General features: G+C 50.9%; 18 protein-coding genes. 16 read left to right on the top strand and 2 right to left on the bottom strand.

The annotated features are described in order from the left end of the window. Nucleotides 1-89: 89 nt before the first annotated feature. Nucleotides 90-1,586, top strand: coding sequence for a C69 family dipeptidase (locus tag DW826_RS05125; RefSeq protein ID WP_117552224.1), 1,497 nt, complete (start codon nt 90-92; stop codon nt 1,584-1,586). A gap of 238 nt (nt 1,587-1,824) precedes the next feature. Here DW826_RS05125 and DW826_RS05120 read toward each other — a convergent pair whose 3' ends face one another. Beyond that, complete coding sequence (locus DW826_RS05120) at nt 1,825-3,060, bottom strand: 6-phosphofructokinase (RefSeq protein ID WP_015554249.1); 1,236 nt, start codon at nt 3,058-3,060, stop codon at nt 1,825-1,827. A 401-nt stretch (nt 3,061-3,461) separates the two neighbouring features. Here DW826_RS05120 and rsmH point away from each other — a divergent pair, with 401 nt between their 5' ends. The 15 genes from rsmH to DW826_RS05045 all read left to right on the top strand — a co-directional run bounded on the left by rsmH (nt 3,462) and on the right by DW826_RS05045 (nt 22,710). Next, nucleotides 3,462-4,544, top strand: a complete 1,083-nt coding sequence (gene rsmH, locus DW826_RS05115) for a 16S rRNA (cytosine(1402)-N(4))-methyltransferase RsmH (protein ID WP_015554250.1) — start codon at nt 3,462-3,464, stop codon at nt 4,542-4,544. 182 nt (nt 4,545-4,726) lie between these two features. Next, nucleotides 4,727-6,607: an LTA synthase family protein gene (locus DW826_RS05110; protein ID WP_117552223.1), complete on the top strand. Its 1,881-nt coding sequence runs from the start codon at nt 4,727-4,729 to the stop codon at nt 6,605-6,607. A 388-nt stretch (nt 6,608-6,995) separates the two neighbouring features. Next, nucleotides 6,996-7,364, top strand: coding sequence for a heavy metal-associated domain-containing protein (locus DW826_RS05105; RefSeq protein ID WP_117552222.1), 369 nt, complete (start codon nt 6,996-6,998; stop codon nt 7,362-7,364). Between the two features lie 86 nt (nt 7,365-7,450). Beyond that, entirely contained in the window at nt 7,451-7,807 is a 357-nt protein-coding gene (locus tag DW826_RS18945; protein WP_117483212.1) for a transcriptional repressor, read from the top strand. Nucleotides 7,808-8,163: 356 nt separating this feature from the next. Further along, nucleotides 8,164-8,478, top strand: a complete 315-nt coding sequence (locus DW826_RS05095; protein ID WP_117483211.1) for a DUF6110 family protein — start codon at nt 8,164-8,166, stop codon at nt 8,476-8,478. A gap of 5 nt (nt 8,479-8,483) precedes the next feature. Further along, a complete protein-coding gene (locus DW826_RS05090) occupies nt 8,484-10,589 on the top strand; it encodes a heavy metal translocating P-type ATPase (protein WP_343220174.1) in 2,106 nt (701 codons plus the stop codon). A gap of 243 nt (nt 10,590-10,832) precedes the next feature. Beyond that, nucleotides 10,833-11,186 (top strand): hypothetical protein, encoded by a 354-nt coding sequence (locus DW826_RS05085; protein WP_117514429.1) that lies wholly within the window; start codon nt 10,833-10,835, stop codon nt 11,184-11,186. Between the two features lie 179 nt (nt 11,187-11,365). Continuing rightward, nucleotides 11,366-12,067 (top strand): UMP kinase, encoded by a 702-nt coding sequence (gene pyrH, locus DW826_RS05080; protein ID WP_117552221.1) that lies wholly within the window; start codon nt 11,366-11,368, stop codon nt 12,065-12,067. Nucleotides 12,068-12,082: 15 nt separating this feature from the next. Beyond that, a complete protein-coding gene (gene frr / locus DW826_RS05075; RefSeq protein ID WP_021904275.1) occupies nt 12,083-12,637 on the top strand; it encodes a ribosome recycling factor in 555 nt (184 codons plus the stop codon). Nucleotides 12,638-12,876: 239 nt separating this feature from the next. Further along, entirely contained in the window at nt 12,877-13,605 is a 729-nt protein-coding gene (locus DW826_RS05070; protein ID WP_117552220.1) for an isoprenyl transferase, read from the top strand. Between the two features lie 11 nt (nt 13,606-13,616). Beyond that, on the top strand, nt 13,617-14,420 hold the full coding sequence (locus DW826_RS05065) for a phosphatidate cytidylyltransferase (protein ID WP_015554261.1): 804 nt from the start codon (nt 13,617-13,619) through the stop codon (nt 14,418-14,420). A gap of 14 nt (nt 14,421-14,434) precedes the next feature. Next, the gene (locus DW826_RS05060; protein WP_117552219.1) at nt 14,435-15,583 is read left to right on the top strand and encodes a 1-deoxy-D-xylulose-5-phosphate reductoisomerase; all 1,149 of its coding nucleotides are present in this window, start codon (nt 14,435-14,437) and stop codon (nt 15,581-15,583) included. Nucleotides 15,584-15,816: 233 nt separating this feature from the next. Further along, nucleotides 15,817-16,902 (top strand): M50 family metallopeptidase, encoded by a 1,086-nt coding sequence (locus DW826_RS05055; RefSeq protein ID WP_242994045.1) that lies wholly within the window; start codon nt 15,817-15,819, stop codon nt 16,900-16,902. A 40-nt stretch (nt 16,903-16,942) separates the two neighbouring features. Then, nucleotides 16,943-18,007, top strand: a complete 1,065-nt coding sequence (gene ispG, locus DW826_RS05050) for a flavodoxin-dependent (E)-4-hydroxy-3-methylbut-2-enyl-diphosphate synthase (RefSeq protein ID WP_117483207.1) — start codon at nt 16,943-16,945, stop codon at nt 18,005-18,007. A 2-nt stretch (nt 18,008-18,009) separates the two neighbouring features. Then, the gene (locus DW826_RS05045) at nt 18,010-22,710 is read left to right on the top strand and encodes a PolC-type DNA polymerase III (protein ID WP_117552218.1); all 4,701 of its coding nucleotides are present in this window, start codon (nt 18,010-18,012) and stop codon (nt 22,708-22,710) included. Nucleotides 22,711-23,148: 438 nt separating this feature from the next. On the opposite strand, the gene DW826_RS05040 is transcribed toward DW826_RS05045, so the two are convergent. Then, nucleotides 23,149-23,730, bottom strand: a complete 582-nt coding sequence (locus tag DW826_RS05040) for a cysteine hydrolase (RefSeq protein ID WP_117552217.1) — start codon at nt 23,728-23,730, stop codon at nt 23,149-23,151. Between the last annotated feature and the right edge of the window lie 328 nt (nt 23,731-24,058).

The raw sequence follows: 24,058 nt of genomic DNA, 5'->3' as shown, positions 1-24,058 counted from the left end.
GACAGAAACTCCGAAGCGTACTAAACTGGACGTATCCGCGGCTGGCGGACAGTGACGGCCGCATATTATAGTTTTGGAGGGTATTTGACATGGCATGCACAACGATTCTTGTAGGAAAAAACGCGTCTTATGACGGTTCAACGATGATCGCGAGAAATGATGATTCCGGTTCCGGACACTTTACGGCGAAAAAATTTGTGGTGATCCACCCGGAGGAGCAGCTGAAGGTTTATAAGTCTGTTCTCTCTCATGCTGAGATCGATCTTCCGGGAGATCCGATGAAGTTTACGGCAGTTCCGAACGCCATTAAGGGAAAGGGAATCTGGGCGGCCAGCGGCGTTAATGAAAAGAATGTCGGCATGACAGCTACGGAAACGATCACATCCAACGCTCGTGTTCTCGGAGCAGACCCGCTTGTAAAGTTACAGCCGGCGGAGGACGGAAAAGAGGAGATCGTCGGTGGAATCGGTGAGGAAGACCTTGTGTACATCACGCTTCCGTATATCAGCAGCGCGAGAGAAGGTGTGATCCGCCTCGGAAGTCTTTTGGAGAAGTACGGGACTTACGAGATGAACGGTATCGCGTTCCAGGACGTCAACGAGATCTGGTGGCTTGAGACCATCGGCGGACATCACTGGATCGCAAAGCGTGTTCCGGATGACCGTTACGTGGTGATGCCGAACCAGTTCGGTATCGATGATTTTGACTTAAACGACGCGTTCTCCGAGCAGAATGAACATATGTGTTCTTCCGACTTAAGAGAGTTTATCGCTGAGAACCACCTGGACCTCTCCTTAAACGGAGGAAATGGAAGCAATTTTGATGCCCGCGCGGCATTTGGAAGCCACAGCGATTCCGACCATATCTACAATACACCAAGAGCATGGTTCATGGAGCGCTACTTTAATCCGAAGACAAAGAAGTGGGACGGACCGGACGCGGACTACAGACCGGAATCCGACGATATCCCGTGGAGCATGGTTCCGGAGAAGAAGATCACGGTGGAGGATGTCAAGTATGCTCTTTCCTCCCATTTCCAGGGAACCCCTTACGATCCGTACGCAAGGAGCGGTGACGGGCTCCAGAAGGGCAAATACCGCGCTATCGGCATCAACCGCAATGATTTCCTTGCTCTGATCCAGATGCGCCCGGGTGCCCCGGCAAACTGTCAGGCGGTCCAGTGGCTGGCTTTCGCGTCAAACGCGTTCAACACCCTGGTTCCGTTCTACGCGGCTGTGGACGAGACACCGGAGTACCTTGCGAACACCACGAAGGAAGTCTCTACAGAGAACTTCTACTGGTCCGCGAGAATGATCGCGGCTATGGCGGACGCGTCCTTCGCAAAATCCGCGATCCACATCGAGCGCTACCAGAACGCTGTGGAGGCGAAGGGGCATGCGCTGCTCAACAAGTATGATAAAGAGGCGGCGAAGGTTACGGATCCGGCGGAGAGCAGAAGACTTTTAGAAGAAGCGAACCGCGAGATCGCGAAGATGTTGAAAGAGGAGACAGGAAATACCCTGGATCATGTGCTCTTTGAGCTCAGCAATTCCATGAAGAATGCGTTTTCAAGATCTGACGCGTAAAAATGTCAGAAAGTGCCTGTCGGAATCATTGGAAAGCTTGGAAACCATGAATGATGGCAGCAGGAATGAATAAAGATGAATAAAGAAAGACCTCCCAGGAGACAGAATCTAAGTTTATGGTTCTGTATTCCTGTAGGAGGTCTTTTAAGCTCATTAGAAATCCTTAAAGGAAACTTATGCGGTTATAAAAAGCTGCTGCCGTTGCGGCCCGCCGCGGCAGGGAAAAAGGTTTCTGCCATTATTTCTTCTTATGATACAGATATCGCGGAATTCCGTCCACCATAACTGGTGACACGTCACCCTGGATCAGCGGGCGGACATAGCTGATAAACTCGTCGGTGACGTAGGTACCGTCCTCGGTGATCCATTCCCTCGGGACCACTTTTTCCACATTGGAGACCTTGTGGACATTTCTAAGGTCTGTGGTGGACTGGTACGGGTCATCGGAGAGACGTTTGATGATGACCATCTCACCGGTATCGCCCTCGTCGGCTGCCTTCACGGCGGCACCGCCGACCTGGAAAGCTTCCAGAATGTCGATTCGGGATGCCAGATGGGAGGCCGCTCTCTGCATGGAGCTAAGCTCTATGGTTCTCGTCTTGCAGCCAATCTCCTGAGCCAGACGGCGGGCAAGATAGTTCGCGGTGCCTGTGAGCTGCTTGTGGCCGAAGGCGTCAACGAAATCCACACCGTCGGTGAGCTCGCACACATAACGTCCGTCCGCCAGTCGGATGCCTTCGGAGACGGCGACCACAACGAAAGTCTTTTCTGCCAGGAGTTCCTTAATGCGGACAAGGAAATTGTCGATATCGAAGGGAAGTTCCGGAACGTAGATCAGGTCCGGTCCATCGCAGTCCTCGCCTTTTGAGAGCGCCGCGGCACCAACGAGCCATCCGGCGTTTCGTCCCATGATCTCGACGATGGTGACAAGACCCTTATCGTAGATCAGCGCCTGGCTGTCCTGGATGATCTCTTTCACTGATGTTCCGATGTATTTCGCCGCGCTGCCGTATCCCGGTGTGTGGTCGGTCAGGGCGAGATCGTTGTCGATAGTCTTCGGAACGCCTAAAAATTTGGTTGGATGACCCCTTAAGATCGCGTAGTCGGACAGCTTTTTGATTGTATCCATGGAATCGTTTCCGCCGATATAGATAAAGCACTCGATCTCAAGCTTATCGAGAATAGAAAAGATTTTATCGTATGTAGCGATGTCCTCATGGATCTCCGGGAGCTTATAGCGGCATGATCCGAGATAGGCAGCAGGTGTGCGTTTTAAAAGTTCTACGTCCAGATCCGTCTGGATATGTTCGGAAAGATCGATATAATCTTCGTTTAAGAGACCCTGAATGCCGTGACGCATGCCGTATACTTTTTTTGCTCCGCGGTCGATAGCGGTGCGGTAAACGCCCGCGAGACTGGAATTGATAGCGGCAGTCGGGCCACCGGACTGTCCAACGATAATGTTGCCTTTCATGTAGCATCCCTCCAGGTATTGTAATTATATGATAACTGTCCGTCAGACCAGCGTTTTGAGTTTTTTCGCTGATCGAAGACACGGAAACACGGAGCAGTTACAATAAAATCATTATATCAGTTTTATGATGCAAAAACAAGTAAAAGGCAGAATATTTAGAAAAAAGATGACAAATTTGAAATATATGCGCATCTCGAACAAATATGACAGGATTTTGACGATTGAGTGATTAGGAGTGTGAAGTACTGGAAAAACCGGTGGCTATCTGGCTGGGCGTGAACGGCAGCACTCCGGAAGAGCCATAATTTCTGTCAACGAAAAGATACTTTACATTTATATGAAGAATATGTTAAGATAAACCGGTATGTGTAGAAAAACAGCGATAAATACGAGGTTTTGACATGGAAGAAAAAGAGGTACAGGGAGCACCGGTACACAAGCGGCGTGTCCGTTACAGCGGGACACATCCGAAACGGTTTGAGGAAAAGTATAAAGAACAGAATCCGGAGAAATATGCTGACACGGTCGAGAAGGTCATCAAAAAAGGCAGCACTCCGGCAGGCATGCACATCTCGATCTGTGTGAACGAGATCCTGGATTTCCTGGATATCAGGCCGGGAATGCAGGGGCTTGACGCTACATTGGGTTACGGCGGGCACACAACGGAGATGTTGAAGAAACTCGAGGGACAGGGACACATGTACGGCCTTGACGTGGATCCCATCGAGATCGTGAAGACGAAGGCACGGTTAAAGGAGCGCGGATTTGACGAGGACATCCTTACGGTGAAGCAGATGAACTTCGCGGATATCGATAAGCTTGTCCCGGAGACCGGACTTTTTGATTTCGTTCTGGCGGATCTCGGTGTGTCCTCCATGCAGATCGATAACCCGGAACGCGGATTTACCTACAAGGCGGACGGTCCGTTAGACCTGAGACTGAATCCGGAAAAGGGGATCTCCGCGGCGGAGCGGTTAAAGCAGATGGATATGGAAGAAATCGCCGGAATGTTTGTGGAAAATTCCGACGAGCCGTATGCGGAGGAGATCGCGAGGGAAATTGCGAAGAGAAATAGAAAGCGCCAGTATATTGAGACGACGACAGGACTTAAGGAAGTCATTGAGACAACACTTTCCTTCATTCCGGAAAAAGAGCGGAAGGAAGCGGTGAAGAAGTCCTGCCAGAGATGTTTCCAGGCACTCCGGATCGATGTAAACCAGGAATTTGAGGTTTTGGAAAGTTTCCTTACAAAGCTTCCGGGTATCCTGGCACCGGGCGGAAGAGCGGCGATCCTGACGTTCCATTCCGGCGAGGACCGTCTCGTAAAGTATTACTTCAAAGAAGGCAAAAAAGATGGACTTTACAGTGACGTGGCAAACGATGTGATCCGCCCGTCCGCGGAGGAATGTCAGAGAAATCCGAGGGCGAGATCCACGAAGATGCGCTGGGCGATCCGTGAGGGAGAGAATTCCCATAGAAATTAATGTAATAGAAGATAAAAGTCCAGCAGGCACACGTTTGGGCGGCTATGCACTTGGAAAACTATCGACAGCAGTTCTTTTAAATTGCTATGGATCCGGAAGCAGCTGCCGGTGGCAAGCCCTGCGGATGAGATTTTGCTGAACAAGTTTCTGACAGACAGATTTAGAAAGTGAAATAAACGTATATGGACGAAAAGTTTGAAGAAAGAACAGGGGAGTATGAAGAGAGGGAAGACCACAGACTGAAACATGCAGGCGCTATCGCATTATTTTTATTATCGCCGGTGTTCTCCTATGTCATGTTCGAGTTCGTGACCGGAAACTTTGTGATGGTACTTCCGAAGAACGCGGTGCTCAACATTGTATGGATGTTCGCGCTGTACCTTCTGGTATTCGGAATCTCCGGCAGCACCCGGATTTCCGTTCCGGTCTCTTCTGTGATCCTCTATGCGATCTCCCTGGCGGAGGCGTTTGTCGTTTCCTTCAGAAGCCGTCCGATCATGATGGGCGATGTTCTGGCGGTGAAGACCGCGATGACGGTTGCAGGAAGCTACGATTACACCCCGACATTTATGATGATCATCTGCGGTGTTCTCCTGATCATATGGAACGCGCTGGCGCAGTTTGTGTTTGTGCGGGTAAAAGGAAAAAAGAAAAGAGCAGTGGTATTCAGCGTTTCTGCTGGTGCGGTTGCTGCGTTTATCGCCTGCTTTTATAACTTTATGATCTCAGGCCTGTCTCTGGAGGTAAACCTTTGGGATCCGACGACCTCCTACGCAGAGAATGGCTATATCCTGTCCTCCGCAATCTCGATCAAATATCTGGTAAAGAAAGCGCCGGGAGGTTACTCCCAGGCGAAGATCCAGGAAATCTGCGACAAATATGTGGACAGTGAGAAGGAGCGGAATGGGGAGACTGCTGCAGTGGTGGCGTCCGGGGACGCGGTCCAGCCGACGAATATTATCTGTATCATGAACGAGAGTCTTTCCGATCTGGCGGTGGACGGAGATTTTACGACAAATATCGATTATCTCCCGTTTCTCCACAGCCTGACGGAGAACACCGTAAAAGGAAAGCTCTGCATGCCGGTATTTGGCGCCATGACCAGCAACTCTGAGTTTGAATTTCTGATCGGTGACTCTATGTATCTGATGCCGAGAGGAAGTGTGGCTTATCAGTTCTATGTAAATCCGGGCGTCCGCTCCATGGTCAGCACGGTGAGGGATCAGGGATACACACCGGTTGCCATGCACCCGTACCCGGCTGAGAACTGGAACCGCCGCATCTGCTACAACAACATGGGCTTCAGCGATTTCATGGATATCAGCGCCTACGAAAGCCGGGATGAACTTCGAAATTATATCAGTGACCTGAGCGATTTTAAGGTCATCACCGAGTATATCGAGCAGAAGGCAAATCCGGATGACAAGCTGTTCCTCTTTAATGTGACCATGCAGAACCACGGCGGCTATACGATCCCATACGCGAATTTTGACCAGGAAGTATGGCTCACCGGGGACATGGAAGGAAAGTATCCGGAGGCAGACATGTATCTGTCCCTCGTGAAGAAATCTGATGAAGCTTTTGAGTGGCTTGTAAATTATTTCTCCCAGTGCGACCAGCCGACGATGATCGTCATGTTCGGCGACCATCAGCCGGGAATCGAGGACGAGTTCTTCGATGAGGCTATGGGCGTGGAGAGTGCGAAGGTTCCGAATGAGCAGAAAATGGTCTGGTACGAGACCCCGTTTGTGATCTGGACCAACTACGACCAGCCTTCGGAGGACATGGGACGGTTAGGTGCAATTTACCTTTCCTCCTATGTATTAAAGCGCGCGAACCTGTCACTCACCCCGTACAACGAATTTCTCTTACAGCTTTCCGAAAAGCTTCCGATCATCCATCACCTTGGAATCTGGGAATCCGACGGAACCTACCACAGCTGGGAGGACGCGGAGAGCGGGGACTACGATTGGAAGGAACAGCTGGTGGAGTATGAGAATCTTGTATACAACCACAGCCTGGATTCGAAGACCGTGAATGAGATGTTTTCGATCGCACCGTAAATGAATATTATATAGAGATGGGCAGCCTGGAGACAGGCTGCCTGTTTTGCGTAATAGCTCGCGCGGGAATGTGCCAAGGCACATTCATTTTTGAAAGTTCCGCTAAAGTAAAACTTTATGCAAAATAAAAAGAGAAGAGGGCAGCAGGAACAACTGCAGATGCCTGTCTCCGGAGAGCAGGCGAAGAGCCAGTATGAGAAGAACGGCACTGTCAGGGATGAGAGTATTTTTTGTATTGAAATAAAATGTCAAAAAAGTGACAAAGAGGATTGACAAGATGGTTAGTTGGTGCTAATCTTTGTTAGTAGAAACTAACAGGTGAAAGAAGATACCCCATGGGGAATGAAAAACTGTAGTTTCTGAAAATTAAGAGGAGGCGTGATCCGTCATGATAAATGGTATTATTATCGTCGCATTGATCGTAGTCGCGATCTTCGCGGTGAAAGGTTCGATCCGCCAGTTCACCTATGGCTGCTGCGGAACGAAAGATGTAGAAAAGAAGATCAAAGTGCAGGATAAAAATGCTTCAGACTATCCGTACTACGCAGTCATCGGAGTGGACGGCATGAAATGCAAACACTGCAAGCTCCATGTGGAGAATGCGTTCAATGAGAAGGATGGCAACTGGGCTGAGGTAAACCTCGAGAAGAAGGAAGCCGATGTCCGCATGAAGACAAAACTGACAGACCGTGAGATCCGTGACATCGTGAGCAAGGCCGGCTATGTGCTCCGCAATATCGAGTGGAAGCGGGCGTAAACGAAAAAACGGTTTCGGTTGAAACTCCAAATGCCTGGCTCTCTGCAGGGCAGGAACACACTTTTTAGGAATGAGAGGGATGCCGGATGTGGCAGAAGAAAGACATCGTTAATGAGTTCCAGAGACTTGGGAAGCGTATTACAAAGCAGAGAATGGTCATCCTTGATGTGATCTTAGAACAGAACTGGACCGACTGCAAGGAAGTCTACTATGAGGCGGTACAGAGAGATTCCACCGTGGGCCTTTCCACAGTCTACCGCACGATCCGCATGCTGGAGGAGATGGGCGTCTTAAAGCGCGTTTACCAGTATGTATTTACGGATGAAACAGGAGTGCGCGCAGACGGGGAAAACGAGGTTATCGCCCCGGAGTTCCACGGAAAGAACGGTCTCAGACAGACCGAAAAAGAGAAAGAAAAATGCTGTTCCTTCAGTGCGTCATAAACGCGGAGAAAACAGCAGGTCATAGAGTTAGGAATGACTGTAAATTATCAGAAAATGACAAAATTTTTCAACATAAAATATTATGATTGACTAACTTGGGGGCGAAGAGTTACCATGTGGAAAATGCTTGAAAGCCTTCCGGTTTTCGACGTTCTGCCAAGTAAAACGCAAGGGAGTGAAAACCGATGAAACACCATAAATTCTGGGCGTGGGCAACTGTTTTCTGCTTTGCTATGGTGATGTATACCGGATATAAGCATAAGTGATCCGGCAGCTAAAAGCCAGGTCAGCAGGCTTTAAACAGGACAGATCATTTACTATTAAATTATATTTTTTACTTACAGGAGGAATTTAAAATGTTCGATGTTAAGAAATGCTTGAAATTAAAAAATGTTGCAGTATTCGCAGGCGGTGTTCTTTTCGGGACAGCTGGTGTCAAGGTTCTCGGAAGCCAGGACGCTAAGAAGTTATACATCAACTGCCTCGCAGCAGGTCTCCGCGCAAAAGAGTGCGTTATGACAACAGCTTCCAACATCCAGGCAAACGCTGAGGATGTTCTTGCAGAGGCTAAGGAGATCAACAGAGCACGTGCTGAAGAAGCATTCGGTGAGGAAGAGGAAGCAGCAGAAGACTTCACAGAGACAACAGAAAAAGCAGAGGACGCTGAATAATCATTATGAAATCAGGAATCAGATTTACGGTAAAACATGATATCAAGGGCCGTATCCGAATCCATCTCACCAGAGGCCGCCTGTCAGTCAGACAGGCGGACCTCTTTTCCTTTTATCTCGCATCCCTTCCGCAGGTAACGGCAGCAAAGGTATATGAGAGAATCGGAGATGCGGCGATCACGTACACAGGCTCAAAGGAAGATCTCATTGCTGAGATCTTAAGGTTCTCCTTTGACGATGAAGAGTTAAACGAGATCGTGCCTGTGACAAGCACGAGAGAGTTAAATCAGGAGTTCCAGGAAAAGCTCGTGACAAAGTGTCTTACAAGATGCCTTACAAAGATCTTCCTTCCGGCTCCGGTCCGTGCGGTATGGACAGCGATCCAGTCTGTTCCGTTCGTTATTAAAGGCATCAGAAAGCTTGCGGGAAGAAAGCTTGAGGTCGAGGTCCTCGATGCGACGGCGATCACGGTGTCCATGCTGCGGTGCGACTTCAACACAGCAGGATCCGTTATGTTCCTTCTCGGAATCGGTGAGCTTCTGGAAGACTGGACCCACAAGAAGTCTGTCAGCGATCTTGCGGGCAGCATGTCCTTAAATATCGAGAGAGTATGGCAGAAGACAGAGGACGGGGAAGTCCTTGTCCCGATCTCTGATATTAAGGAAGGAGATCTCGTCTCCGTCCGCGTCGGCAGCGTGATCCCGCTTGACGGCATTGTAGATTCCGGCGAGGCGATGGTAAACCAGGCATCAATGACCGGTGAGTCTGAGCCGGTCCGCAAGGAGAACGGCATGTACGTCTATGCCGGAACCGCGGTCGAGGAAGGAAACCTCATCGTCCGCGTCAAGAAAGCAGCTGGATCCACAAGATTCGAGCGCATTGTGAAGATGATCGAGGAGTCCGAGAAGTTAAAGTCTTCCTTAGAGACAAAGGCATCCGGACTTGCGGACGCTCTCGTTCCGTGGAGTCTCGGCGGAACCATTGTTACTTACCTTCTCACAAGAAATGTGACAAAGGCGATCTCGATCCTTATGGTTGACTTCTCCTGTGCGTTGAAGCTCGCAATGCCGCTTTCCGTACTCTCTGCTATGAGAGAGGCAAGCAGTTACAAGATGACTGTCAAAGGCGGCTCCTTCATGGAAGCAGTCGCTGAGGCGGACACCATCGTATTCGATAAGACAGGCACCCTCACAAAGGCACAGCCGGTGGTTGCAGACGTTGTGACCTTCGAGGGACGCGACCAGGCTGAGATGTTAAGGATCGCTGCCTGCTTAGAGGAGCACTTCCCGCACTCCATGGCGAACGCGGTTGTTGCGGCCTCCAGAGAGCGCGGACTTGTCCACGAGGAGATGCACTCTAAGGTTGACTATATCGTTGCACACGGAATTGCATCCCATATCGGCGAGGACAAAGTCGTGATCGGTAGCTACCACTTTGTATTCGAGGACGAGCAGTGTGTAGTCCCGGAGGGCGAAGAAGAGAAATTTGAAGCCCTTCCGGCAGAGTACTCCCACCTGTATCTCGCGATCGCGGGAAGACTGGCGGCTGTGATCTGCATCGAGGATCCGCTCCGTCCGGAAGCTCCGGAAGTTATGAAGGAGCTCAGGAAGCTTGGTATCAAGAAGATCGTCATGATGACAGGAGACAGCGAGAGAACGGCCCGCGCCATCGCCGCAAGAGTCGGCGTGGACGAGCATCACTCCGAGGTCCTTCCGGAGGATAAGGCGAACTTCGTTGAAGCAGAGAAGAACGCAGGCCATAAGGTTATCATGGTGGGAGACGGAATCAACGATTCTCCGGCACTCTCCGCGGCAAACGTCGGCATCGCGATCAGCGAGGGCGCTGAGATCGCAAGAGAGATCGCGGACATCACAATCTCTGAGGACGCGATGTTCCAGCTTGTGACTTTAAAAGCAATCAGCAATGCGCTGATGCGGCGTGTTCACAGAAATTACCGCTTTGTCATCAGCTTCAACTTTGGTCTCATCATCTTAGGCGTGATGGGCGTGCTTGCCCCGGCGACATCTGCCCTGCTTCACAACACATCCACTCTGTGCATCAGCATGCACAGCATGACGAACCTGTTGAAGGACGAGGAGAAGAAGCACTAATATAGGTAGAATTGTAACTATGAATGAATGCACTGAATAGTTACGATGAATTATATGCCCGCGGCATGGAGCGATCCGGCCGCGGGTGTTTTTTTCTCTGCACGGAGGCGATATGGAATACTTGGCGGTGCGGCTGCCTGCATTTTGTGGTTCACAAGAGGCGGATTTCATGCTATACTAATGCAGACATGTGGCAGAAGCCTGTCATCTGTTTTTTCAAAAACGACAAAGGAAGGCATAAATATGAACTATATGATCTGTATTCCTTCACCGAGACTCGTCTCGAGGGAATACTGTGAAAGGATCCACAACATTCTGGCCAGAATGTCGGATCAGTACCGGGTCAATATCGTTCCGGAGCCGGTTAAGATGCGCCAGGGATCCTGCCCGGACTACTATAAGAAATACCGGATCTACAAAGATATCAAGGAACGCGACGGAAACGGGGAGGCGTACCTGACCTCCGAGGAAGAGAATATGATCCTCAGCGTGTGCAGAAATCCGGAGGAAGCGGAGCTTATGAAGAGCTGCACCTACGCATACCGGTATCCGACGACACTGGTGCTCAAGAGCTTCCGGGAAGATAAGAAGAAGTAGGACAAGGAAACATTTATAAGCGGTGCTGCCGGTCTGAAACTGTTGGCAAACAGACAAAAGTGTGTTATACTTATCCTAAATCTGCAGGGGGGTTGTGGTCTGCCCTGTGGAAAGGAAAAAAGAGATCTGTGGCGGCTGGAACGAAACAGTCACAGAAGATTACGAGGAGATCAGAGAAAATGAAAAACAGAAGAGTTTTTTTAAAGCTCAGCGGAGAGGCCCTTGCAGGTCCGAAAAAGACTGGCTTTGACGAAGATACGGTAAAGGAAGTTGCAAGACAGGTCAAGGCATCTGTTGATGCAGGTGTACAGGTCGGCGTTGTGATCGGCGGCGGAAATTTCTGGCGCGGACGCACAAGCGATGCCATCGACCGCCCGAAGGCCGACCAGATCGGAATGCTTGCGACTGTCATGAACTGTATTTATGTATCCGAGATCTTCCGGACCGCGGGAATGAAGACGCAGATCCTGACCCCGTTTGAGTGCGGAAATATGACAAAACTGTTCTCCAAGGACCGTGCAAACAAGTACTTTGAGCACGGAATGGTCGTATTTTTTGCCGGTGGAATCGGACAGCCGTATTTCTCTACAGACACGACGATCACTCTGATGGCGATCGAAATGGATGCGGACTGCATTCTCCTCGCAAAGTCCATCGACGGCGTATACGACAGTGATCCGAAGGTAAATCCGAATGCGAAAAAGTATGACGAGATCTCGATCCGGGAAGTGATCGACAAGCAGCTCGGTGTCGTTGACCTGACTGCTTCTATTATGTGTATGGAACACAAAATGCCGATGGCAGTATTCTCCTTGAACGAAAAGGATGGAATCGCGAACGCCATGCAGGGAAAAATTAACGGTACGATCGTTACCGTCTGATAACAGGAGGAAACCATGAGCGAAGAATTAAAAGTATATGAAGAGAAAATGGAAAAATCCATCGATGCCCTCTTAAACGAGTACGCATCCATCCGCGCAGGACGTGCGAACCCGCATGTACTTGACAAGATCAAAGTGGATTACTACGGAACACCGACACCGATCCAGCAGGTCGGAAATATCTCCGTTCCGGAGGCAAGAATGATCCTGATCCAGCCGTGGGAGAAGAGTCTGATCCGCCCGATCGAGAAGGCGATCCAGACCTCCGAGCTTGGAATCAACCCGAGCAACGACGGTTCCGTGATCCGTCTCGTATTCCCGGAGCTCACCGAGGAGAGACGTAAAGAGCTTGCAAAGGATGTTAAGAAAAAAGGCGATGGCGCTAAGGTAGCGATCCGCAATATCCGCCGCGACGCGAATGAAGCGTTCAAGAAGATGGAGAAGAACGATGAGATCTCTGAGGACGATTTAAAAGAGCTTACCGAGAAAGTCCAGAAGCTTACCGACAAGTCCATCGAGAAGATCGACAAGGCCGTTGAGAACAAGACAAAGGAAATTCTTACCGTTTAATCGGAGTTTCCTACTACACAAAACAGACAGGGGGCAGGGGAAGTTTTCCTGTCCCCGTTTGTTTGCGCGGGCAACGAGTCAAGGCCTGTGCTTGCACGAGGTTTTGACGTTGCTAAGCGCCAGTGGCGCTTGTCCAGCAACGACCGGAACAGAGTGTAGAAGACGCGGCAACTTGAGAAATGCTTACGTTTCTCATAGTCTGCGCGGGCAACGAGCCAAAAGATAAAGGGAGAACAATCATGGAAGAGAATTTAAAGATTCCCGCCCACGTGGCGCTGATCTTAGACGGAAATGGAAGATGGGCGAAGAAGCGCGGACTTCCGAGACAGCTTGGACATAAAAAGGGCTGTGAGACACTGGAGCAGGTCGTTGAGGACGCAGCACGGCTTGGAATCCGGTATCTGACAGTTTACGGATTTTCCACAGAGAACTGGAAACGCCCGGAGGAGGAAGTCGGTGCGCTGATGCAGTTATTCCGTTTCTACGCGAAGAGGCTTCTCGCAATGGCTGAAAAGAACAACATCCGTGTCCGCATGATCGGCGAGAGAGGCCGTTTTGCGTCGGATATCGTAGATGCGATCAATGTCCTGGAAGAAAAGACAAAAAAAAATACAGGAATGACCTTTGTGATCGCCGTAAACTACGGAAGCCGCGATGAGATCACGAGAGCAGTGAGAAAGATCATGACGGATGTGGAGGAAGGGAAGATCGCGCCGGAGGATATGACGGAGGAAGTTTTCGCGTCCTACCTGGACACGGCAGGAATCCCGGATCCGGATCTCATGATCCGCACCAGCGGGGAGTTTCGCCTCTCTAACTACCTGTTATGGCAGCTCGCGTACTCAGAACTCTACGTGACAGAATGCCTGTGGCCGGATTTCAATAAGGAAGAATTATTGAACGCGATCCGCCAGTATAATAAGAGAGAACGCCGGTTCGGAGGAGTTACGGCGGTAAAAACGGAGTAAGAGGTGATCTTATGTTTACGACAAGACTGATCAGCGGAATCGTCCTTGTGATCATTGCGGCGTTTCTGCTTGTTGAAGGCAGTACAGTCCTTTATTTCGGCTCCATGGCGATCTCCTTGATCGGACTTTATGAGCTTTACCGGGTCATGAAGATCGAGAGATCGGCACCGGGGTTTGTGGGCTATGCGGCTGTCGTTGCTTATTACTGGATCATGGGAAACAGGGAGCAGTACGTGACGTTCCTCGCTATCATTTCCCTCATGATCTTAATGACGATCTACGTGGTGACGTTCCCGAAGTACGGGACGGAGCAGATCACGGTGGCGTTCTTTGGAATCTTCTATGTGGGGATCATGTTCTCCTACCTCTATCAGGTGCGGGAGATGCCGGACGGAAAATATCTCGTATGGCTGATCCTTTTAAGCTCCTGGGGCTGTGATACCTTCGCCTACTGCGCGGGAAAGCTTTTTGGAAAGCATAAGATGACCCCGAAGCTGAGCCCGAAAAAGACCGTGGAGGGTGCCATCGGAGGTGTCGTGGGCGCGGCAGTCTTAGGATTCCTCTACGGAACCTTCTTTAAGAACAATATGATCCAGGTGATAAATCCGGGCGTGATCTCGGGAGCTGCCTGCGCCATCGCGGCGGTAATCTCCATGGTGGGAGATCTGGCGGCTTCCGCCATCAAGAGAAACCATGACATCAAGGATTACGGAAATCTGATCCCTGGCCATGGCGGAATCTTAGACCGGTTTGACAGTATGATCTTTACCGCCCCGGCGATTTATTTCGCCATCATGTTTATGGGCATCCGGTAGGAAAGGACAAAGAGATGAAACGAATTGCTATTCTGGGTTCCACAGGTTCCATCGGAACCCAGACTTTGGATGTAGTCCGTGCAAACGGAGATATTGAAGTTGTGGGAATCGCGGCGGGAAGAAACATCGATGCACTGGAAAGCCAGATTCGTGAATTCTCCCCGAAGATCTGCGGTGTCTGGGACGAGGAGAAGGCAAAAGAGCTGGCTGTCCGTGTGGCAGATACAGGCACGAAGATCGTCTCCGGCATGGAAGGACTTTTGGAGATTGCGGTCATGGAAGGATATGAGATCCTCGTGACGGCAGTGGTGGGCATGATCGGCATCCGCCCGACGATGGCAGCTATTGAGGCAGGAAAGGACATTGCCCTGGCAAACAAGGAGACTCTTGTCACTGCGGGGCATCTCATCATCCCACTCGTGAAGGAGAAAAAGGTCCGTCTTCTTCCGGTGGACAGTGAGCACAGCGCGATTTTCCAGTGTTTAAACGGGGAACACGGGAATAAGATTGAAAAGATCCTATTAACGGCATCCGGTGGTCCGTTCCGCGGATGGACGAGAGAGCAGATGAAGAATGTCCAGGTGGAGGACGCCTTAAAGCATCCGAACTGGTCCATGGGAGCGAAGATCACCATCGACAGTTCCACCATGGTCAACAAAGGTCTCGAGGTCATGGAGGCGAAATGGCTTTTTGATGTGGGAATGGACGATGTCCAGGTGGTCGTGCAGCCGAAGAGTGTGATCCACTCTATGGTACAGTTTGAGGACGGCGCTGTGATGGCGCAGCTTGGAACGCCGGATATGAAGCTTCCGATCCAGTATGCCCTCTATTACCCGGAGCGCAGACCAATGAAGGGAGATCGTCTCGACTTCTGGTCCATGAAGGAAATCATATTCGACAAGCCGGATTACGAGAATTTCCGCGGTCTGGCCCTCGCGAGAGATGCCGGAAAAGCTGGAGGTTCCGTGCCGGTAGTGTTTAACGCGGCGAACGAGTTTGCGGTTGCGAAGTTCCTCGGAAAGAAGATCAGCTATCTGGAGATCACGGATATGATCAAGGCTGCGATGGAACATCATAAGAAGATCGCCCATCCGTCATTGGATGAGGTGCTTGACGCGGAAGCGGAGACTTACGAGTTCCTGAAGAAGCAGTGGAATTTCTAAAGCTGTATAATGATTGAAAAACGCTGTTTTACACATCAAAGGTATGTGCAAAGATTGAATGATATTTTGCAACTGTTCAGTAGGTCTGCGCACTTGCTGCGCTGACCGTAAGAAAACTTGAGCTGGAAAGAAAAAATCCCATCAGCGAAGCTGATCTGGAATGGATTTTTGCATGTAACTATGAAGGTACTGAATAGTTATGATGTTTTAATGAAAGCAGGTGAATATTAAAGTTGGATCTTGGGTATCTGGCAGCGGTGGTTGTCCTTGGCGGAATCATCCTGTTTCATGAATTTGGACATTATCTCCTGGCGCGGTTAAACGGGATTGCCGTGGTGGAGTTCTCGGTGGGATTCGGACCGAGACTTCTCTCATGGGTGAGCAAAAAGACCGGAATCCGGTATTCCTTAAAGCTTCTGCCCCTCGGCGGCTCCTGTGCGATGCTTGGAGAATTCGGGGAAGATGAGGATGAAAAGGAAGAAGTCCCGGATTTGAAGGGAGTTTCCTTCTTTGATAAGGGACCATTGGCGAAGATGGCGGTGATCGCCGCAGGACCGATCTTCAACTTTATCCTGGCGTTTGTTTTTTCCCTGGTGATCTTATCCTGGGCCGGAATCGATCCTGCAGTCATCGCCGGAACCTCCGAGGGAATGCCTGCGGAGACGGCTGGACTGAAAGAGGGCGATGTGATCACAAAGCTTGATGGCAGAAAGATCCATCTTTCCAGGGAGATCTCCATGTACCTGATGACGGCCGGACAGGATCCCGTGCAGGTGGAGTATAGACGATATGATGAAACATCATCGTCGTGGACAACAGAACACACGGTGATCCAGCCGGAGTTTAAGGACGGCAGGTATTACCTCGGCGTCATTCTTCAGGGACACCGGGATGCCCCGGAGTCTTTGGTGCAGGTTCTGCAGTACAGCGTCTACGAGGTGCGGTACTGGATCCTCACGGTGATCGACAGCCTGAAGATGATCGCCGGGGGCAAGGTCTCCACAAACGATATCGCAGGACCTGTCCGCATTGTCACGATCATCGATCAGACTGTGGAAGAGAACACCCAGTACGGATTCGTGGCGGTGGTGATGAACCTCTTAAATCTTATGGTCATGTTTTCGGCGAACCTGGGCGTTATGAACCTGCTCCCGTTTCCGGCGCTTGACGGCGGACGGCTGGTATTCTTACTCTGGGAACTCATCACGAGACAGCCGGTGAGCCAGAGAGTGGAGAGTGCGGTGAATATGGCCGGGATGGCGCTGCTCATGACATTTATGGTGTTTGTTGTATTTAATGATTTGAGAATGATATTTTAGCAGGAGTGAAATTTCGTTTTTTGAAGTGGGAGAGAGATGTATGTATAGAGATCATACAAAGGAAATTCAGATTGGGGACAGAAAGATCGGCGGGGGAAATCCGGTTCTGATCCAGTCCATGTGCAACACGAAGACGGAGAATGTGGCGGCAACGATAGAGCAGATCCACCGCCTGGAGGACGCCGGATGTGACATTATCCGTGTGGCGGTTCCGACCATGGAAGCGGCTGCTGCAATCCGCGAGATCAAGAAGCAGATCCATATTCCGCTGGTTGCCGACATTCACTTTGACTACCGCCTGGCTATCGCAGCTATCGAGAGCGGAGCGGATAAGATCCGCATCAACCCGGGCAACATCGGGGCGAGAGAGCGGGTGAAGGCTGTCGTCGACAAGGCGAAAGAGTACGGGATCCCGATCCGCGTGGGAGTAAACAGTGGCTCTCTGGAGAAAGACCTCCTCGCAAAATACGGCGGTGTGACGGCGGAAGCTCTCGTTGAGAGCGCATTGAAGGAAGTGGCCGTTGTGGAGGAGCTGGGATACGATAATCTTGTGATCAGCATCAAGTCCTCCGACGTTTTAATGTGTGTGGCAGCCCACGAGCTTATCGCAAAGAAGACGAATTATCCGCTTCATGTGGGGATCACAGAGTCCGGAACACTGCTTTCCGGAAATATCAAGTCCTCCGTGGGTCTTGGAATCATTCTCCATGAGGGGATTGGCGATACGATCCGTGTCTCCTTAACCGGAGATCCGGTGGAGGAAGTAAAGAGCGCGAGACTGATCCTGAAAACGTTAGGGCTCAGGAAGGGCGGCGTGGAAGTTGTTTCCTGTCCGACCTGCGGAAGGACCCAGATCGACCTCATTCACCTGGCAAATCAGGTAGAGGATATGGTATCCGGCATGGATCTTGATGTGAAGGTAGCCGTTATGGGCTGCGTGGTCAACGGACCTGGCGAGGCGAGAAGTGCGGATATCGGAATCGCCGGTGGAATCGGCGAAGGTCTCCTGATCAAAAAGGGAGAGATCATCAAAAAGGTACCGGAACATGAACTTCTTTCCGTTCTTCGGGAAGAGCTTTTGAAGATGCAGGAGATGCAGAAATAAGTATGGAAAAACCATTCCTTGAAGTTTTCCCGGGGCTTAATATTGCTGATGAACTGAAAGAGCTTTTGAAGCTTGTTGTGGTGGAAAAGGTCACCATGACAAAGGACAGAAGCTCTATTCGTGTTTATATCAGGAGTCCCCGGCTGATCCATAAAAAGAATATTTATGCCTTAGAGGACGGGATCGCGAAGCAGCTGTTCCCGGGGAGACCGATCACGATCAAGATCTTAGAGAAATACCGCCTCTCGGCACAGTATACCCCGGAGAAGCTCTACGATGTCTACCGGGACAGTATCCTCATGGAGTTAAAGAACTACGGCATGATCGAGTATAATATTCTCCGCCGGGCGGACACGAAGTTCGTTACCGATGACAAGATGGTCATGACCATCGAGGACAATCTGATCTACAGGGAGCGGTCTAAGGAAGTCGGACGGGTACTGGAAAAGATCTTCACGGAGCGCTGCGGGCTTGCGGCTGAGGTAGAATTTTTATATAAAGAGAGTGAAAAGAAAGACCCGATGGACCAGCCGGTATTCATGAAGCCGGGAGGAGAACTCGTTGTAGGTGTACAGAGTGAGGAGAATTACTTAGAAGGTGCAGCGGAGAGTGCCCCCTGGGATGAAAGAACGTCAAACGGCGGATTTAACGGGACATTCGGGGATGGAAATGGAAACGTGGATGTTCAGATGGCAGCTCAAAGTGCGGCCGGTTCTGGAGCTTCCGGCGCCAGATCCGGCGCGGATCCGGGAAAGGCAGCCAGTGGAAAGAGCGGTTCCGGCACAAAGACATCGGCCGGTTTTGGAGCTGCAAAGCAGAAGACGGACGCGGTTGGAAAGGGCGGCGGAAACCAGACTGGAAAGTCCGCGGGTAGCGGACAGAACGGGAACGGCGGCGGATTCACGAAGAAGACCTTCGGAGAGAAGGGAAAGGGCGGATTCTCCGGCGGTTTCCGGAAAGGCTCCGACGGAAGGATCCCGTACCGAAAGTCGGAGAACCCGGATGTTCTTTTCGGGCGCGATTTTGAGGGCGATGCGGTGAATATCCATGACATCGATGGTGAGATCGGCGAGGTCGTGATCCGCGGTAAAGTGATCCGGGCGGAGAAGCGGGAACTCCGGAGCGGAAACAAGCTCATGATCTTCGATCTTACAGACTTTACAGACAGTATTACTGTAAAGATGTTCTTAAGAGAGGGTCAGGAGGAGGACGCCACTGCGGCTATCAAGGAAGGAAACTTCATCAAGATCAAGGGAATCACCACCATTGATAAGTTCGACGGCGAGCTGACTATCGGTTCCATCGTGGGCATTAAGAAGAGCGAGGACTTTACCTCCAAGCGTGTGGATAATGCCCCGGTGAAGCGAGTGGAGCTCCACTGCCATACGAAGATGAGCGATATGGATGGCGTTTCCGAGGTAAAGGACCTGGTAAAGCGGGCGAAGAAGTGGGGAATGCCGGCCCTGGCGATCACAGACCACGGCTGTGTCCAGGCGTTCCCGGACGCGAACCATGCCCTTGACAAAGGGGATACTTTTAAGGTCCTCTACGGTGTCGAGGGATATCTGGTGGACGACATGAAGGAGATGGTCGTCAATTCCAGAAATCAGAGTCTCGATGGGGACTATGTGGTGTTCGATATCGAGACCACGGGATTCTCGCCGACAAAGAATAAGATCATCGAGATTGGTGCCGTGAAGGTGAGAAATGGCGAGATCATCGACAGGATGGATGAGTTTGTGAATCCGGAGGTTCCGATCCCCTTCGATATCGAGCGTCTGACAGGGATCAACGATGCCATGGTCATGGGGGCGGATACGGTGGACAAGGTGCTGCCGAGATTCCTGGAGTTTGTGGGGGATGCGGCACTGGTTGCCCACAACGCGTCCTTCGATGTGAGCTTTATCTCCCACAATGCGGGTCTTTTGGGACTGCCCTTTGATCCGACAGTCCTCGATACGGTGACTCTGGCGAGAGCACTTCTTCCGAACCTGAACCGGTTTAAGCTGGATACGGTAGCGAAGGCACTGGGTGTTTCCCTGGAGAACCATCACCGGGCCGTGGACGATGCGGAGGCAACTGCTGGAATTTTCCTGAAATTCGTGGAAATGTTAAAAAAACAGCACGATATGACGAATCTCGACCAGCTGGAGGAGTTCAGCCACGTGAGCGATGAGACGATCATGAAGATGCCGACGTACCATGTCATCATTCTCGCAAAGAATGACCTGGGACGCGTGAATCTGTATCGTCTTGTCTCATGGTCCCACCTTAAATATTTCTCGAGAAGACCGAGAATTCCGAAGAGCGTGCTGAACCAGTACAGGGAGGGCCTGATCATTGGATCAGCCTGCGAGGCGGGGGAGCTTTATCAGGCGATCCTGCGGGGCGTGCCGGATGCGGAGCTTGCGAAGATCGTGAAGTTCTACGATTATCTGGAGATCCAGCCTCTTGGAAACGACATGTTTATGCTGAGGGATGAGAAGAGCACGGTGAAAACAGTGGATGACCTGATGGACATCAACCGGAAGATCGTTTCCCTCGGCGAACAGTTTAACAAGCCGGTGTGCGCGACCTGCGATGTGCATTTTATGGATCCGGATGACGCGATCTACCGGAAGATCCTGATGGCAGGAATGGGATTTAAGGATGCAGATGACCAGGCTCCGTTGTTCTTGCGGACAACGGAAGAGATGCTCTCAGAGTTTGAGTATCTGGGAAGTGACAAGTGTTATGAGGTCGTTGTCACGAATACGAGAATGATCGCGGACATGTGTGAGCCGATCGCGCCGGTGCGGCCGGATAAGTGTCCGCCGGTCATCGACAAGTCTGATGAGACGCTGCGAAACATCTGTTACAACCGCGCCCACGAGATGTACGGCGAGAATCTACCGAAGATCGTTGTAGACCGTCTGGAGCGGGAACTGCATTCCATTATCTCCAACGGATTCGCGGTTATGTACATTATCGCGCAGAAGCTTGTGTGGAAGTCCAACGAGGACGGATATCTGGTTGGTTCCCGAGGATCCGTAGGTTCGTCCTTCGTTGCCACCATGTCCGGTATCACGGAGGTCAACCCGTTAAGCCCACATTATTATTGCCCAAACTGTCATTATTATGATTTTGACTCGGAGGAGGTAAAAAAGTACGGCGGTATGGCGGGATGTGATATGCCGGATAAGGTGTGTCCAGAGTGCGGACATCCGATGGTGAAGGACGGGTTTGACATTCCGTTCGAGACGTTCCTTGGATTCAAGGGAGATAAGGAGCCGGATATCGACTTAAACTTCTCCGGTGAATACCAGAGCCGCGCCCATGATTACACGGAGGTTATCTTCGGTAAAGGACAGACGTTCCGTGCGGGTACCATCGGTACTCTGGCAGATAAGACGGCCTACGGCTATGTGAAGAATTATTTTGAGGAGCATGGAGAACGGAAGAGAAACTGTGAGATCAACCGGATCGTTCAGGGGTGTGTCGGCGTACGGCGTACAACGGGACAGCATCCGGGAGGTATCGTTGTTCTGCCGCTCGGCGAGATGATCTATTCGTTTACCCCGGTACAGCATCCGGCGAACGATATGACCACGAAGACGATCACGACCCATTTCGATTACCATTCCATCGACCACAACCTGTTGAAACTCGATATTCTCGGACACGATGATCCGACGATGATCCGTATGCTGCAGGATCTCACAGGACTCGATCCGGTCAAGGATATCCCGCTTGACTCCAGGGAGGTCATGAGCCTGTTCCAGAGTACGGATGCGCTGGGGATCAAGCCGGAGGATATCGGCGGCTGTAAGCTTGGAGCACTCGGCGTTCCGGAGTTTGGTACGGATTTCGCAATGCAGATGCTTATTGATACGAAGCCGAAGTATTTTTCGGACCTTGTGCGTATTGCGGGTCTTGCCCATGGTACCGATGTGTGGCTGGGAAATGCCCAGACGCTTATCCAGGAGGGAAAGGCAACGATTCAGACGGCGATCTGTACGCGTGATGATATTATGATCTATCTGATCCAGCAGGGGCTTGAGGAAGGTCTTGCGTTTACGATCATGGAGGCGGTTCGTAAGGGCAAAGGCTTAAAGCCTGAGTGGGAAGAGGAGATGACGAAGCATGGGGTGCCGGACTGGTATATTTGGTCATGTAAGAAGATTAAATATATGTTCCCGAAGGCTCATGCAGCGGCGTATGTTATGATGGCATGGCGTATTGCTTATTGTAAGGTGTTTTATCCGTTGGCGTATTATGCGGCGTTTTTTAGTATTCGTGCAAGTGCGTTTTCTTATGAGATCATGTGTTTGGGGCGTGAGAAATTGGAATATCACTTGGCGGATTATAAGAAGAGGGCGGATACACTTTCGAAGAAGGAGCAGGATACGCTGAGGGATATGAGGATCGTGCAGGAGATGTATGCGCGGGGGTTTGATTTTCTGCCGCTGGATATTTATACGGCGAAGGCCAGACATTTTCAGGTTGTGGGAGACAAGTTGATGCCTTCCATTAACAGTATTGATGGTCTGGGAGAGAAGGCTGCGGACTCGATCGAGGAGGCGGCGAAGGATGGGAAGTTCCTGTCTAAAGAGGATTTCAGGAACAGGACGAAGGTCAGTAAGACGATCTGTGATCTGATGGAGGAACTGGGGATCCTGAAGGGACTTCCGGAGTCGAATCAGTTGTCGCTGTTTGATTTCTAAATTTCATAGTGGCTGGGGGGGACGCGCCGGTGAGACTCCGGGCGCGAACGCTTAGTGGGATTCCGGGAGGGTTCCTCTAAGCTCCCAGAAAAATGCTAAGGGCGGAGGTCCGGGGACACAACTCGCAACTTGCGTTGCTCAGATAAGTGTCCCCGGGCCTCCAACGCATTTTCCTGCGAGCCAAGAGGAAGCCAGCTCCCTCCACCCAGGCGGTCTGTGCCCGGAGTTTCACCGGCGCTGTGTGTTGGCGGGAGTGAGGGGGGAGGGGAAAGGGAAGGCTGTGGAGGGAGAAAAAGTGTTGGCGGAAGCCAGACGATGCGCGGGGCCCTTTGGGCGCCGCGGCATCGCGAGGTTGTTGTGGCGGTGTGAGGACGTTGAGGGATCGTGAGGATGTGGGCAGTGTGAGGACGTTGGGGGATCGTGAAGCATCTGAGGTTTTTATTCCTCTTGGAGGAGGCTGTCCAGGTATTGCTGGGTGGTCATGAGTTCGGTGTGGAGAGGGGACAGGTAGGAAAGGATATTTTCGGCTTCTTTTCGTGAGGTCGCATTGAGCCCTGCTACGGCATCGGTGAGGTAGATGACTTTGCATCCGGCATCGATGGCGGAGAGGGCGGTGGAGAGTACGCAGCATTCTGCTACTACGCCGGAGATCACGACGCGGGAGGCGTGTTTTGCGAGTTCACGTACTTGCGGGATGACGAAGGAGGAGTAGACGCTTTTTGTGTATACAGGGTATTTTTTTGTGTAGGGCAGAAACTCGGACATCATTTCGTTGAGCCAGGGGTCTGCGTTTACGGCGGCGTTGACTTTGTTGTATTCTTTCCATACGCCTTCCGGGTGTTTTGTGGCGAGGTACTGGGTGAAGATCACCTGGGAAAGGGCGCGGCTGTTTAGAAGGCGGAGAATGGAGTCGGATGCTTTTTCGACTTCTTCGCAGGCCCATTCCTGACCTTTAGTGTAGACATTCTGCATGTCAATGACAAGTAATAAATCCTGATTTGTTTTTGCTGTTTGATCCATAAAGAGATTCCTCCTGATTCTTGGCGGCCTGGTGATAGAACCGTGTATCTAAAGTTTAGTATAGTTTTGATGAGGAGAATTTACAAGCGAAACGAATGTTACTTTATTAACAATCTTGCTTGAAATCAGGCGTTTTCATTGACTTTACACAAAATCAATGCTATCTTTATTTGGAATTGTTGTTAAATTGTAACTATTTGGGTTCAGTAGGTCTGCGCATTTACTGCGCTGACCGTAAGAAAACATAGGCGGGTAGGCAAAAATCCCATTGCCGCAGGCAATTTTTCACTTTATAGGAAAGACCGCCTGCGGCGCTCTCTTGAATTGA

Source organism: Clostridium sp. AM34-11AC, assembly GCF_003435375.1.
Taxonomy (GTDB): domain Bacteria; phylum Bacillota; class Clostridia; order Lachnospirales; family Lachnospiraceae; genus Pilosibacter; species Pilosibacter fragilis.
The sequence above is the reverse complement of the archived record's forward strand: the minus strand, read 5'-3'. Positions and strand labels throughout refer to the sequence as shown.